Here is a 13,681-nt window from a genome sequence, read left to right on the forward strand (position 1 = left end):
GGCATTTCCACGGCGACGCATCTCCTCCGCCTCTGCCTCGGTCATGAAGGTCCCGATGGGTTTGGTGGGATGCTGGAAAGCCGGGTCATCCGGGTCTACCTCCACCTGGGTCAGAATGGTGGCCACCGGCTTGGTGATTCCACGGTCCAGCAGTTCCTCCCGCAGGGAGTTTTGCAGGTCATAACCGATATAGCCCTGGCTCATGGCCGTACACACGGACATAGGAGCCATGGGGTGGGTGGGGTCCTCACGGGAGAGGGTGGTCATGGCGGTATTGATCATGCCCACCTGAGGGCCGTTGCCGTGGGCCACAACCACCTGATGGCCCTCTTCAATGAGATCCACAATGGCCCGGGCAGTATGCTTCACGGCGGCCATCTGTTCCGGCAGATTCTTGCCCAGAGCGTTGCCGCCCAGAGCGATGACAATGCGTTTACCCATAGTGGTGACACCTCGTCTAAAATTTGATGTGCGGGCAATTCGGCCAGCGGCCAAAACCCGGCGGGAAAAATTTTGGCGGGAACATGGAGCCACATTCCCGCCAAAATGTACATTTCATTCCGGAAGGGACCGCAGCAGAGGGCCTCCCGCGTTTACGCGCTTAGAACAGCTTGCGCTTGCTGCCGGTATCCATCGCCATCAGGGCGGACACGGGGTCCTTTACCTTGGCCATCATGATCATGGCGGCGATGATATAGGGCTTGTAGCTGGCTTCCTTGTACAGAGGATCGATGTAGCGGTCGAACACGGAGTTGTCCACCTCGCCCTCCTTGCAGCTCAGGCCGGTGATGTCGGCGGGCAGGCAGTGCATGTACAGAGCGCTGCCGTTCTTGGTGCGCTTCATCATCTCCTCAGAGCAGGTCCAGTTCTTGAACTGGGCGTTCTGAGCCAGGAGCTGCTTTTCCAGGGCGTCGATGCCGGCCTGGTCACCAGCCTGATAGAGCTTGGTGCGCTGCTCCATAGCGGCAAAGGGGGCCCAGGACTTGGGATAGACGATATCGGCGCCGTCGAAGGCTTCCTCCATGGTGGAGACCTTCTTGTAGGTGCCGCCGGTGGCAGCGGCGTTCTTCTTGGCAATCTCCTCCACCTCGGGCATCACGTCATAGCCCTCAGGATGGGCCAGCACCACGTCCATGCCGAAGCGGGTCATCAGGCCGATGACGCCCTGGGGAACGGACAGGGGCTTGCCGTAGGAGGGAGAATAGGCCCAGGTCATGGCGATCTTCTTGCCCTTGAGGTTCTCCACGCCGCCGAAGTGATGGATGATGTGCAGCATATCGGCCATGCACTGGGTGGGATGGTCCACGTCGCACTGCAGGTTCACCAGAGTGGGACGCTGCTCCAGAATGCCGTCCCGGTAGCCCTCGGACACGGCGTCCATAAAGGTCTTCTGATACTTGTGACCCTCACCGATGAACATGTCGTCCCGGATGCCGATGACGTCGGCCATGAAGGAGACCATGTTGGCAGTCTCACGGACGGTCTCACCGTGGGCGATCTGGCTCTTCTTCTCGTCCAGGTCCTGGACGTTCAGGCCCAGCAGGTTGCAGGCGGAGGCGAAGGAGAAGCGGGTACGGGTGGAGTTGTCCCGGAAAATGGAGATGCCGAGACCGGAGTCGAATACGCGGGTGGACTTGTTGCGCTCCCGCAGGTCCCGCAGGGCGTCAGCCACGGTGAAGATGGCGTCCAGCTCCTCGTCGGTCTTATCCCAGGTCCAGTAGAAATCGGACTTGTACATATTGTTGATGTGCAGCTTTTCCAGATGCTTTGCCAGCTCAATCGTCTTGGACATAGTCAGCTCTCCTTAAAAGTATATTTGCTGCAGAGGCAAATCGCCTCGCAGAGGTTTGCCGCGGTGCGGCAAACGAATTTCGGTTGTTTTGTCAGGCCATGCGCCTGAGAAAAATACAAAGATCCAGCCGTCTGGGGAGGGAGGAGTCGAGGGGGACGAAGTCCCCCTTCGAATCCATTTACTGGATGTTATTATTGGTCAGGCTCTGGCGGAACTCGGTAACGTCAGCAGTCTTGTTCTCCTCTTTGTAGAGGTTCACGGCAGCCACATACACGGCGGCACAAGTGACCAGATCCTGCTTCCAGGTGATCTCGTTGGGGGCGTGGGCCTGAGACTCAGCGCCGGGGCCGAAACCCACGCAGGGGATGCCGTACCGGCCCTGAATGGACACACAGTTGGTGGAGAAGGTCCACTTGTCCGTCAGGGGACGGTGACGCAGATGCATGGCGTCGTACTTGGGATCGGCGTCGGCATGGCCGATGCGCTCCGTGCCGTACAGGGCGTGGTGAGCGTCGATGAGGGCCTGGACATGAGCGGCGCTCTCCTTGTTGATCCAGGTGGGGAAAAAGCTCTCCGTCTCATAGACCTCGCCGGTCCAGGAAGGACGATCATACATGTACATGCTGACCTTCACGTCGTCGCCGTATTTTTTGACGGAGGGCAGCTGGCGGATCTCCTCCAGGCAGGAATCCCAGGTCTCGCCGGCAGTCATGCGACGGTCGATGGAGATGGCGCAGCTGTCCGCCACGGCGCAGCGGGAAGGAGAGGTGTAGAACACCTGGCTGACGGTGCAGGTGCCCCGGCCCAGGAACTGGGCGTCCTCGTAGTGCTCGGGGTTGAATTCGGGGTTGAGCATCTTCACAAGGCCCTTGACCTCGTTGGAGGGGCCGTCGCCGTTTTCATTGAGGGAACGGACCTCCCGGATGATGTCGGCCATCTTGTAAATGGCGTTGTCACCGCGCTCGGGGGCGGAACCGTGGCAGGAGACACCCTTGACGTCCACCCGGATCTCCATGCGGCCCCGATGACCGCGATAGATGCCGCCGTCGGTGGGCTCGGTGGAGATGACGAACTCGATCTTCTTCCGGGCATCCTCTGGACCGGCGAAGTACTTGTTGACGATGTACTGCCAGCACATGCCGTCGCAGTCCTCTTCCTGGACGGAGCCCACGACCATGATCTTATAGCCGGCGGGGATCAGCCCCATGTCCTTCATGATCTTGGCGCCGTAGACCGCGGAGGCCATGCCGCCCTCCTGGTCGGAACCGCCCCGGCCGAAAATGATGTCGTCGGTCTCATAGCCCTTGTAGGGGTCGGCCTCCCAGTTGTTCAGGTTGCCCACACCCACGGTGTCGATGTGGGAGTCGATGGCGATGATCTTCTCGCCATCGCCCATCCAGCCGATGACGTTGCCCAGGCCGTCCACTTCCACCTTGTCAAAGCCCAGCTTTTCCATCTCGGCCTTGATGCACATGACCACTTCTTTTTCCTCACAGCTCTCGCTGGGATGGGAAATCATATCCCGCAGGAACCGGGACATGTCCGCCTTGTAACCCTCTGCCGCAGACTTGATCGCTTCAAAATCCATAACCGCTGCCCTCCATCAATCATGATTTTTGTCGGTAGGTGGTCTTTACTCTATCCCTATCATAGCATAAGAACAGCAGTTGTCAAACAAAAAATGAGAAAACCTAAAAATTTTTTTGAAAAAGCGGTTGCTTTCTATAAAAAGTATGGTATGATGAAAATAGATTATTATAAATTTTATACGGAAAACATTGCCTGAAAGGGGGAAAAACCTATCGAAAGCGGAAAGCTGGAACTGCTGCGGCATGTGGCGGCCGGGATTGCCGCCCAGTTCGGCAGCAACTGCGAAGTGGTGGTGCACGACCTCAGCCGCCATCCGGACCATTCCATCGTGGCCATCTTCAACGGCCATGTCACCGGTCGGAAGGTGGGGGACGGAGCGTCCCATGTGGTCATTGAACAGCTCCAGAGCAATGATCCGGAACCCAAGGATCATCTCTGCTACCTGACCAAAACGCCGGACGGAAAGATCCTCAAGTCTTCCACGGTCTATATCCGCAACAGCAAGGGAAAGGTCTCTGCCATCTTTTCCATCAACTACGATATCTCCAAACTGCTGATGGTGGAAAGCGCGGTGCGGGATCTGATCTCCACCGGAGAGGAGCCCCAGCAGACCGAGCCGGAGAAAATCATCAACATCAACGACCTGCTGGACGATCTGATCGAGCAGTCGGTGGCGCTGGTGGGCAAGCCGGTGGCGCTGATGAACAAGGACGATAAGGTAAAGGCCATCCGTTTCCTCAATCAAAACGGTGCATTCCTTGTTACCAAGTCGGGAGACAAGATCGCCAAGTACTTTGGAATCTCCAAGTATACGCTGTATTCATATATTGATTCGAAGCAGGAGGAAAAGGCCACCTGAGGCCGGCCGTGAAACTGCCGCACAGCAAAAAAGCAGACACCCACCGGGGTGTCTGCTTTTTTGCTGTGTGTGCTTTATTCGTGCACGGTCAGTTCCAGCACATCCGGCCTGGCATAGTGGCCGCAGGGGTCAAACTCCATCCGGCTGGCGGGGACCAGAGACAGATCCAGGTCCGCGGTGAGGATCGCCTCCCGGTCCCAGACGGGCTCCACCACATAGTGGCCCCGGGGGTCCACGATCCGGCTGCCGCCACGGCAGGCCAGCTCCGGCAGCCGGGCGATTTCCTGGGGACAGTGGAGATCCCGGGGATAGCTGCTGCGGGGAATCAGCATGTCGCAGTTGAGGAAAAAGCACCGGCCCTCAATGGCGATGTGGCGGGCGGTGGACGGGCACGCCGGACAGGCATTGGGGTTTGCCACTCCGGATTGTCATTGGTGTTGGGGGAGATGTACAGCGTTACGCCCTTTTCATACAGGGCGGCCCGGGCCAGGGGCATATAGCTCTCCCAGCAGATGAGGCTGCCCATGGGGCCCCAGGGGGTCTGCGCCACCGGGAAGTAGGCCCGGTCGGCGTCGCCCCAGACCACCCGCTCTGCTCCGGTGGGCTTGAGCTTGCGGTGGCAGGCGGCCAGCCGTCCGTCGGGAGAGAAGAACAGATTGGAGTTATACAGCGTGGCGGTGACGGCGTCCCGCTCACTGACGCCGATGCTGACCCAGGCACCGGCCTCCCGGGCGGCCCGGCCCAGCAGCTCCGTCTCCGGGCCGGGGACCAGAATGGAGTTGTCGTAGTAACGTTTCCAGTCCTGGCGGCCGCCCTCGTCCCGATGTCCCACGGTAAAGCCAAAGGTCATGCCGAAGGGATAACCGGGAATGAACAGCTCCGGGAACACGATCAGCTCCGCCTGGAGCCGGGCGGCCTCCAGAATCAGGGAGACGGCCTTTTCTACGCAGGCATCCTTTCGGAACAAAATGGGGGCTGCCTGTACTATGGCCACCCGGCAGGTGGGCTTGAGGTCCTTCATAGCGGATGCTCCTTTCCGGGGGAATCCCCGACGCAGTGCGGTTACTTACATGCCCAGCAGCCGCCGGGCGGTCATCACGTTGCGCTGTTCCATCTCCCGCAGGCGCTTGACGGCTTCAGCCTGTGCCTCCGGGTGTGAGGACTGGGCTGCGCAGTGGTCGATCATCTGCCGCAGGCTCTCCTCTGTCAACGCATCCAGATCTACGAACTGCTCCTGGCCGATATAGCGCAGGAAGGCGGACACCTTGGGGTCATAGACCACGCCTGCCAGCGGGATACCTTGGCCGGCGGCGAAAATCAGTGCGTGGAGCCGCATGGAGACCACGATTTCCATCCGGCTGAGGGCACCGATGATGGTGCCGGCACCGCCGGCATCGTTAAGGAAATAGTGGGGAACAGACAGCCCCCGGGCAGCCAGCTGGTTGGCGCCGGGGTCCAGGTGCTTTTCCACTGCGGCGAACACCGGGGTCAGGCCATAGGTACGGTAGGCGTATTCCGCTGCCTTGCTGAAGAGCGGCGCCTTTTCCTCAAAGCCCTTCCACCGCCGCAGGGCAAAGCAGATATACCGGCCGTGAGGTGGGATGCCTGCCCGCAAAAGGACGCTGTCCGTCTGGTCCGCCGGGGCCTGGCGCAGAGTCAGGGCAGGGTCTGCCGTCAGCAGGATCTCCGGCTTGTCCACCCCCATGGCCCGCAGTTCGTCCAGAGAGTCCGGCTCCCGGAGGGTAATGGCATCCACGTTGGCATTGAGAACCCGGGCGGACATTCTGCGGTGGCTCTCCCGGATGACGGGACCAATGCCGCAGCCGTACATCTGCACCTTGCAGCCGCAGCGTTTGGCGGTTTGGATATTGTGGAGATAGTACCACAGCGAGCGGCGGGAGGTGACGTCCTGGATCAGGCTGCCGCCGCCGTTAATATAGAGCTTTGCGTGGTGCATGGCCCGATGCCAGGCGGGGAAGTTGGCACGGTGGACCGCCTGGACCCGGTAGGTGAGCCGGGTGGACTTGGGGTCCTTGGAGAGGACCGTCATAGGCATATCCGGGTCCAGCGAGCGCATCTCCTGCAAAATGGCCTCCAGGATGGCGTCATCGCCGGCATTGCCCCGGCCGTAGGCACCGCAGATCACCACGCCGTCCCGGGGCATCTTGGGCCGATTGTGGCGGCGGAGGATCTCCTGATAGATATGCAGCTGAGTGTCCACGGTCCGCTGGATGGAGAACTGCGTGGAGGCCTTCTGGTAAAGCTTTTCGCCCATATCCCGGCGCAGCGCGTCGTCATTGCCCAAGGCTGCGAGATACTTCCCGAGGGATTGCCAGTCGCCGGGAGTGAACAGGTAGCCGTTCACGTCCTGATCGATCAGATAGGGGATACCGCCCACGGCGGTGGACACCGTGGCCAGATGGAACCGGGCACCCTCTGTCAGAGCGTAGGGGAAGGTCTCAGAGAGGGAGGTGAGGGCGTTGATATCCAGCGCGGAATAAAACTGGTCCATGCCGCCGCTGATCCAGCCGGCAAAGGTCACCTGATGTTCCACGCCCAGTTCTTTTGCCAGGTTCCCCAGCTTTTCCCGCTCCTCGCCGTCCCCGGCGATCACCAGCCGCAGCCGGGGGCACTGGGCATAGCCGGCGGCAAAGCCCCGGATCAACGTGGACATGTCCTTGACGGGATTGAGCCGGGCGGCGATGCCCACCACCACGCTGTCCTGGTCCACGTCGGCCCCCAGGCTTTTGAGATACTCCATCCGGTCTCCCTGACTAGGGGCGGGCATGAAGTCGATGCCGTTATAGATGGCGTAAAAGCGGTCAGGCGGAAAACCCCGCTGGATCAGAAGATCCACCATGGCATCGGAGACGCCGATGCGGTAATCCAGCTGCCGCAGGGCCCAGGCGTTGATATTGCCGAAGGTGAGGTGGCTCAGCGGGCGGCCCATGTAGTCCAGCTTGTAGTCACTGTGAACGGTGGTCACCACCGGCAGGCCCGTGGGATGGCGCAGCAGTGCGCCGATCATGTTGGCCCGGGAGCCGTGGCAGTGAATGATCTGGTAGCCGCCCTGACGGATATACTCTGTCAGCTGCCGCCGGGTGCGGAGAATGTTGTTGCCGCCGCAGATCATGGTGGGAATCCCCAGACTCCGGGCCTCCTGGGCAAAGGGGCCGTCCCGGAAACACACCAGTTGAGCGGTGATGGTTTTGTTCAGGTTTTGCAGCAGGCTCAGCACATGGGTTTTGGCACCGCCGGAGTCCCCGCCGCTGATCAAATGGATGACTTTCATGAAAAAGCCTTTCTTTCTCAAAATAGACTTGTGGAATTGCGGAAAATATTATACAATACCTTCCGTACATTGTCCACAGAAAGAAAATATGAGCGCAATGCATCATTTACGGAGGAAACCATGGAGCAAAAAGCAAAACGCATCGGAAAGTTCAATATCATCGACATCATTGCCGTCATTTTGATCCTGGCAGTGCTTGCATTCGTAGGCTGGAAGCTGATGAACCGGGGCGGCGGCATCGACGGCGGCGAGACGCCCATGACCAAGGTGACATATGTGGTCCGGGCAGAAGGGGTTCCGGCGGAACTGTATGATTCCTGTGTGGACCATCTCCCCTCTCCGCTGATGGCATCCGGAGAGCTGGTGGGCGGACAGATTGAGTCTGTGGAAAAGGCTCCTTATTATGTTTTGGGACCTGACGGCCAGTGGGTAGAGGACCCGGAGCATGTAACGCTGTATTTTACGGCCACCACCGAGACGCCCACCAGTGATGTGATGACCACCAAGGTGGGAGATCAGGAAGTCCGCATCGGCAAGAAGGATTACATTCTCAAGAGCGAATATGTGGAGATCAACGGCGGTGTGATCGTGGATGTCCAGTGGGAGAATGAGGAGTAAACGGGAACCAGCCCGGAAAAGAAACGGCAGTCATTGAAGAACTTGACTGTATGAAAAGGAGAGGCACCGGCGCCTTTGCGGCACCGGTGCCTCTCCTTTTTTGCTGCATAAAATCCCGGCAGGAAAGAAAGGAAGCTGGCCATTTTCACTCCGGGCAGAAGCAGTTTGGCAGCCGGAAAAGACAGGGGGGTATGATCTTTAGACGCTTTTGGCAAAAAAATCTAAGAAGAGTCTTGCACATTCAGATGAATTATGGTATATATCAAGACAATAAAAGAAAAACCAACTAAACAGAACTTACTTTGGTTTGATTTGCTTGGATAAAGAAAGCTGCCCAGAGGTCTGCGATGTGGTTTTCCCATGGAGGACAACATGGCGGCATAAAGACTGCCGGTGTGTTTCCAAGGGTCCAATTTGAGAAAGGCTGGTGAAGATGTTGGAGCGCTACGAAAACATCCGGGAGGAGATCTGCCAGGTCTGCCACCTCCTTTACGAACGGGGATATGTGGTCAGCAACGACGGCAACGTTTCCGTTCGGGTGGAGCCTGACAAGGTTTTGATTACGCCTTCCGGCGTGGGCAAGGGGCGGATGACGCCTGACATGCTGGTGCTGTGTGATCTCCAGGGAAATGTTCTGGAGGGGGACCGCTATCCCTCCTCTGAGAGCAAGATGCATTTGATGGTCTATCGGGAGCGGGAGGATGTCATGAGCGTGGTTCACGCGCACCCGCCGGTATCCACTGCCTTTGCCATCTGCCGCCGTCCACTGAAGGAGCGGTATCTGGCAGAGATGGTACTGGGACTGGGAGAGGTCCCCGTCACTGAGTTTGCCATGCTCTCCACCGATGAAGTGCCGGAGAGCGTGCGGCCGTTTGTCCATGACCACAATGCCGTGCTTCTGGCCAACCACGGTGCTCTGTCCTGGGGGCCGACCCTCTTGTCTGCCTTTGACCGGCTGGAGGTGGTGGAGCAGACCGCCAAGATCTTCCTCTATGTGGACCACATCGGCGGCGGCGTGGAGCTCACCCAGGAACAGGCGGATACCCTCCGGGCGAAAACCGGCTTTTATCAGAAACTGGCCGGAAAGCGGGGATAAGAATGCGGGTATCGGGTGATCCGCAGGGGTTGCTGGCGCCGGAGCGCCGGGCCAAGATCCTGGAGCTGCTGCGCCAGGACAAGAGCGTATTGGTAAAGGATCTTTGCACGCAGTTTGGTGTGACGGGAGAGACCATCCGCAAGGATTTGTCCCAGTTAGAGCGGGAAGGCCTGCTGATCAAGACATATGGCGGTGCCTACATTCAGGACGGGGTCAAAAATGAGATCGACGTCAGCATCCGCAAAATGCTGCTGCCGGAGGAGAAGGATTCCATCGGCGTGTGCTGTGCGGGCCTGGTGGAGGCGGGGGACACCGTGTTTTTGGATGAGAGTACCACCTGCCTTGCGGTGGCACGGCATCTGCTCCACGCGGATATCACTGTGGTGACCAACTCTCTGGATATTGCTCAGGTGTTTTCTGAAAGCGGCCTGGGGAAGGTGCTCCTCTCCGGCGGAGAGCTGGACCGGAAGAACCGCTGCTTTGTAGGCGGGAGTGCAGAGGAATTTCTTTCCCGCTACTATGTGGACAAGAGCTTTGTCTCCTGCCGGGGGGCGGACCGTGCTGCGGGAATCACGGACGGCAGTGCCGTCAACGGACGCATCCGGGCCATGATGCTCCGCCGTGCGCAGAGGCGCTATCTGGTACTGGATCACACAAAACTGGACAAGATCAATTTCTTTCGGATCTGCGGGATGGACGAGGTCCACGCCGTAGTGGCGGACGCGTTTCCGGAGACGGGCTGGCGGGAGTATCTCCGCCAGCGGGGGGTCGAGGCGATCGAGGCCCACCCCCAGTGATTAGGAGGCAGCATATGGCATATACCGCACAGCAGCTGATCGAGCTGCTGCATCTGAGCCCTCATCCCGAGGGAGGGTGGTTCGTATTTCGGGAATCCAGCGGGCGGATGCTTCCGACACCGCCGGGCCATGCAGGTCCCCGGGAGACCTGCAGTACCATTTATTACCTGCTTCAAAAAGGGGAGATTTCCCGCTGGCACCAGCTCAAGGCCACGGAGATGTGGACCTGGCATCAGGGAGGCAGCTTGGAGATGACCCTGGGGGGAACCGGGACGGCTCCCGTCCCTGCCGGTACACTGGCGCTGGGGCCCCGGCTGGAGCAGGGGGAACAGTTCCAGATCATGGCTCCCGCCGATCAGTGGCAGACCACCCGGGTGGTGGACGGTGAGTTTGTGCTGGTGTCCTGCGTGGTCAGTCCCGCCTATGATGACGCGGACTGTCTGCTGCCGGACCAGCCGCTGCCCAATGAGATTTACGAGTAAAGAAGGAGGTACTCCATGGATCTTTCGTTATTTTCTCTGGAAGGAAAGACGGCACTGGTCACCGGCGTCAGCCGGGGACTGGGGCAAGCCATGGCGGTGGCTCTGGCAAAGGCCGGAGCGGACATTGTGGGCGTGGGGTTCCACGGAATGGGGGAGACCCGCGCCATGGTAGAGGCGGAGGGCCGCCGGGCCTATGAGATCAAGGCGGACCTGGGCAAGCGCGACGCCGCGGCAGATATCGCCCGGGAGGCGATCGCCGCCTTTGGCCGGGTGGATATTCTGGTAAACAATGCCGGCATCATTAAGCTCTCCGCCGCCGAGGACCATACGATGGAGGACTTTGACGCGGTGATGGAGGTAAACCTCCGTTCTCTGTTCCTGCTGACCCGGGAGATTGCCCGGCAGATGATCGCAAACGGCGGGGGCAAGATCATCAACACCTGCTCCATTCAGTCCATTCAGGGCGGTTCCGGCGATGCGGCCTATGTGGCCAGCAAGCACGCTGTCCTCGGTCTGACCCGGGCCTGGGCCAATGAGTGGGGCAAATACAACATCCAGGTCAATGGAATCGCACCGGGATACATGGTGACCGACAACACCGCCAAGCTCCGGGAAAACCAGGAGGCGGTGGCTTCCATCACATCCCGGATTCCCTTGGGCCGCTGGGGCCACCCGGAGGACCTGATGGGGCCGGTGGTATTCCTGGCATCGCACGCCTCCGATTTCATCAACGGCCATCTGCTGGTGGCTGACGGCGGATATCTGAATGCCTGAGGTGCGGCAAGCATAGATACGAAATTAAATACATTTTGAAATTTTGAATGAAAAAGAACAGGAGTGAATCCCATGTCTGAAGAACTCAAGCAGGTGACCCATATCGACAACGTGCGGCTGGGAAAAGATGAGAAGAGTGTCATCATCATTGATCAGACCCAGCTGCCCAACCGGACCGTCTATTTGACGCTGCGCACGCGTCAGGAGATGTATGACGCCATCAAGCTCCTTCAGGTCCGGGGTGCCCCCGCCATCGGGATCTGCGCCGGATACAGCATCTATGCCTTGGCCCGTCAGTGGGACATCGGGGAGTATGAGACATTTGCAAAGAAGTTCCATGAGGAGAAGGAATACCTCAACTCCTCCCGGCCCACCGCTGTGAACCTCAGCTGGGCGCTCAACCGCATGGAGCGGGTGGTCACCGACAACGCCGGAAAAAGCGTGGCGAAGATCCTGGACCTGCTGGGCAAGGAGTGCCGGGCCATCCATGAGGAGGATATCGCCATGTGCCGGGCAATCTCCGAGTATGGTCTGAGCCTCATCAAGGACGGCGACGGTGTTTTGACCCACTGCAATGCGGGCCCGCTGGCGACTTCCCGGTATGGCACCGCCCTGGGCCCCCTGTTCCTGGGCAAGGAGCGTGGCATGAACTTCCACGTGTTCTCGGATGAGACCCGGCCTCTGCTCCAGGGCGCCCGGCTCACCTCCTACGAACTCCAGAAGGCGGGAATTGATGTGACGCTGATCTGCGACAACATGGCGTCCATCGTGATGAAAAACGGCTGGGTCCAGGCCTGCTTCGTGGGCTGTGACCGGGTGGCCGCCAACGGCGATACCGCCAACAAAATCGGTACCAGCGGCGTGGCCATCCTGGCCAAGCATTACGGCATCCCCTTCTATGTGCTGGGGCCCACGTCCACGATCGACCTCAACTGCCCCGATGGAGACCACATCCCCATCGAGCTGCGGGACCCCGACGAGATCCGCGAAAAGTGGTACGCGGAGCCCATGGCCCTGCCGGAGGTCAAGTGCTACAACCCGGCCTTTGACGTGACCGATCATACCTTGATTGCCGGTATCGTGACGGAGAAGGGAATCTGCCGTGCCCCCTATACGGAGAGCCTGGCCGCCCTCTTCAAAAAGTAAAAAAGCGTGAAAAATTAATGTGTTGTGCAGTGTTTGAAAAATTACGGCCTTGCAAAGATGCTGCGCAGATAGTATGATAAAGGTATCACTTGGATTTGCGAAGCCCGTGATCCAGTGGAGGAAAAACCAGCGGCGCAGGAGCGGCGGCCTGTTGCAGACAAACTGTCGTGTCTTTGCGCAGCCAAACAACTAGGAGGAATGAATGAGATGAAACTAAGCAAAAAGCTGGCGGCATTGTGCTTGTCCCTTGCGATGCTCCTGGCCCTGGCGGCCTGCGGCAGCACGGACACCACTGAGGAAAACAGCGGTGATACGGCCAACGACGATACCGCAACCGGTCTGAAGATCTGCATCATTACCACCTCCGGTATTGATGACGGTTCTTTCAACCAGAACTGCTACGAGGGTATCCAGGCCTTCCTGGCGGATCATCCGGACTGCACCGTCACCGACGTGAAGGAGCCCGACTACAATGAGCTGGTTCCCACGGTGGAGCGCATGGTAGGCGATTACGACGTGTTCGTCCTGCCCGGATTCAACTTCTCCAATGTGGGCGATGTGGCTGCGGCCAACCCCGACACCGATTTCATCGTGGTGGACTCCACCATCACCGACAGTGAAGGCAATCCCATGACCCTGGACAACGTCTACACCATGACCTTCTCCGAGCAGGAGAGCGGCTTCTTTGCTGGTGTGGCCGCTGCCATGGAGACCAAGACCAACAAGGTGGCCGTGGTCAACGGCATGGCTTATCCCTCCAACGTGAACTATCAGTATGGCTTTATGTCCGGCGTGAACTACGCCAACAAGCACTATGGCACCTCTGCTGAGTGCGTGGAGCTGCCCTCCTATGCTGGCGTGGATCTGGCCGGCAACAACGTGGGCGGCAACTACATCGGCGACTTCGCGGACGAGGCTACCGGCAAGGTTGTGGGTGACGCTCTGGTCGCCGAGGGTTGCGACGTGCTGTTCGTGGCCGCAGGCAACGCGGGCAACGGCACCTTCACTGCTGCCAAGGAGGCCGACGGTGTTTGGCTGATCGGCTGCGACGTGGACCAGTATGACGACGGCGCCAAGGGCGATACCAACATCATGCTCACCTCCACCCTGAAGAAGATGGACACCCATGTTCAGAAGCAGCTCACCGCCATCTATGACGGTACCTTCACCGGCGGGGACGCTTTCCTGGCAGTGGCTGATGATGGCGTTGGCTATGTCTCTGAGGAAGGCCGTCA

13 protein-coding genes and 1 pseudogene are annotated in these 13,681 nt (G+C 59.2%); 8 read left to right on the forward strand and 6 right to left on the reverse strand.

Going from position 1 to position 13,681, the window contains the following annotated elements; translation table 11 throughout:
- The 3 genes and pseudogenes from QZL67_RS09910 to QZL67_RS09920 form a co-directional block, all read right to left on the reverse strand.
- Positions 1-441 (reverse strand): annotated as a pseudogene (locus tag QZL67_RS09910) (carbamate kinase); the annotation flags it as partial.
- Positions 442-601: 160 nt separating this feature from the next.
- Positions 602-1,792 (reverse strand): knotted carbamoyltransferase YgeW, encoded by a 1,191-nt coding sequence (gene ygeW / locus QZL67_RS09915; protein WP_022290562.1) that lies wholly within the window; start codon positions 1,790-1,792, stop codon positions 602-604.
- A gap of 178 nt (positions 1,793-1,970) precedes the next feature.
- Positions 1,971-3,380 carry a YgeY family selenium metabolism-linked hydrolase gene (locus QZL67_RS09920; protein WP_022290563.1) on the reverse strand — a complete coding sequence of 470 codons (1,410 nt, stop codon included), beginning with the start codon at positions 3,378-3,380 and terminating at the stop codon, positions 1,971-1,973.
- Positions 3,381-3,593: 213 nt separating this feature from the next.
- Here QZL67_RS09920 and QZL67_RS09925 point away from each other — a divergent pair, with 213 nt between their 5' ends.
- Positions 3,594-4,241: a transcriptional regulator gene (locus tag QZL67_RS09925; RefSeq protein WP_292920274.1), complete on the forward strand. Its 648-nt coding sequence runs from the start codon at positions 3,594-3,596 to the stop codon at positions 4,239-4,241.
- Between the two features lie 74 nt (positions 4,242-4,315).
- Here the strand turns inward: QZL67_RS09925 and QZL67_RS11690 are convergent, their stop codons facing one another.
- From QZL67_RS11690 to csaB, 3 genes are read right to left on the reverse strand one after another with little or no spacing between them, the layout of a single operon-like run.
- Entirely contained in the window at positions 4,316-4,573 is a 258-nt protein-coding gene (locus QZL67_RS11690) for a nitrilase 4 (protein WP_022290565.1), read from the reverse strand.
- Positions 4,567-5,262, reverse strand: a complete 696-nt coding sequence (locus tag QZL67_RS09930) for a nitrilase-related carbon-nitrogen hydrolase (protein WP_022290566.1) — start codon at positions 5,260-5,262, stop codon at positions 4,567-4,569. The genes QZL67_RS11690 and QZL67_RS09930 overlap by 7 nt, the downstream gene beginning before the upstream one ends.
- Before the next feature lie 45 nt (positions 5,263-5,307).
- Positions 5,308-7,533 (reverse strand): polysaccharide pyruvyl transferase CsaB, encoded by a 2,226-nt coding sequence (gene csaB, locus QZL67_RS09935; protein WP_022290567.1) that lies wholly within the window; start codon positions 7,531-7,533, stop codon positions 5,308-5,310.
- Between the two features lie 120 nt (positions 7,534-7,653).
- Here csaB and QZL67_RS09940 point away from each other — a divergent pair, with 120 nt between their 5' ends.
- The 7 genes from QZL67_RS09940 to QZL67_RS09970 form a co-directional block, all read left to right on the forward strand.
- Entirely contained in the window at positions 7,654-8,151 is a 498-nt protein-coding gene (locus QZL67_RS09940) for a DUF4330 domain-containing protein (RefSeq protein WP_022290568.1), read from the forward strand.
- Between the two features lie 433 nt (positions 8,152-8,584).
- The gene (locus tag QZL67_RS09945; protein WP_022290569.1) at positions 8,585-9,247 is read left to right on the forward strand and encodes a class II aldolase/adducin family protein; all 663 of its coding nucleotides are present in this window, start codon (positions 8,585-8,587) and stop codon (positions 9,245-9,247) included.
- A gap of 2 nt (positions 9,248-9,249) precedes the next feature.
- On the forward strand, positions 9,250-10,044 hold the full coding sequence (locus tag QZL67_RS09950) for a DeoR/GlpR family DNA-binding transcription regulator (protein ID WP_022290570.1): 795 nt from the start codon (positions 9,250-9,252) through the stop codon (positions 10,042-10,044).
- Positions 10,045-10,058: 14 nt separating this feature from the next.
- Positions 10,059-10,526, forward strand: coding sequence for a cupin domain-containing protein (locus tag QZL67_RS09955; RefSeq protein ID WP_022290571.1), 468 nt, complete (start codon positions 10,059-10,061; stop codon positions 10,524-10,526).
- 15 nt (positions 10,527-10,541) lie between these two features.
- Entirely contained in the window at positions 10,542-11,300 is a 759-nt protein-coding gene (locus QZL67_RS09960) for a glucose 1-dehydrogenase (protein WP_022290572.1), read from the forward strand.
- A 72-nt stretch (positions 11,301-11,372) separates the two neighbouring features.
- Positions 11,373-12,446, forward strand: a complete 1,074-nt coding sequence (gene mtnA / locus QZL67_RS09965; RefSeq protein ID WP_022290573.1) for an S-methyl-5-thioribose-1-phosphate isomerase — start codon at positions 11,373-11,375, stop codon at positions 12,444-12,446.
- A 207-nt stretch (positions 12,447-12,653) separates the two neighbouring features.
- A partial coding sequence (locus QZL67_RS09970) for a BMP family ABC transporter substrate-binding protein (RefSeq protein ID WP_292920270.1) occupies positions 12,654-13,681 on the forward strand: 1,028 nt, incomplete at its 3' end.

Origin of the sequence: Oscillibacter sp. CAG:155, from assembly GCA_000436875.1 — a bacterium.
GTDB lineage: Bacteria > Bacillota > Clostridia > Oscillospirales > Oscillospiraceae > Oscillibacter.

Bases quoted from the DNA above. Each gene is read 5' to 3' on its own strand.
- QZL67_RS09930 (WP_022290566.1), bottom strand. From the start codon at position 5,262: ATGAAGGACCTCAAGCCCACCTGCCGGGTGGCCATAGTACAGGCAGCC.
- QZL67_RS09960 (WP_022290572.1), top strand. From the start codon at position 10,542: ATGGATCTTTCGTTATTTTCTCTGGAAGGAAAGACGGCACTGGTCACC.
- QZL67_RS11690 (WP_022290565.1), bottom strand. From the start codon at position 4,573: ATGCTGATTCCCCGCAGCAGCTATCCCCGGGATCTCCACTGTCCCCAG.
- mtnA (WP_022290573.1), top strand. From the start codon at position 11,373: ATGTCTGAAGAACTCAAGCAGGTGACCCATATCGACAACGTGCGGCTG.
- csaB (WP_022290567.1), bottom strand. From the start codon at position 7,533: ATGAAAGTCATCCATTTGATCAGCGGCGGGGACTCCGGCGGTGCCAAA.
- ygeW (WP_022290562.1), bottom strand. From the start codon at position 1,792: ATGTCCAAGACGATTGAGCTGGCAAAGCATCTGGAAAAGCTGCACATC.
- QZL67_RS09945 (WP_022290569.1), top strand. From the start codon at position 8,585: ATGTTGGAGCGCTACGAAAACATCCGGGAGGAGATCTGCCAGGTCTGC.
- QZL67_RS09920 (WP_022290563.1), bottom strand. From the start codon at position 3,380: ATGGATTTTGAAGCGATCAAGTCTGCGGCAGAGGGTTACAAGGCGGAC.
- QZL67_RS09940 (WP_022290568.1), top strand. From the start codon at position 7,654: ATGGAGCAAAAAGCAAAACGCATCGGAAAGTTCAATATCATCGACATC.
- QZL67_RS09955 (WP_022290571.1), top strand. From the start codon at position 10,059: ATGGCATATACCGCACAGCAGCTGATCGAGCTGCTGCATCTGAGCCCT.
- QZL67_RS09950 (WP_022290570.1), top strand. From the start codon at position 9,250: ATGCGGGTATCGGGTGATCCGCAGGGGTTGCTGGCGCCGGAGCGCCGG.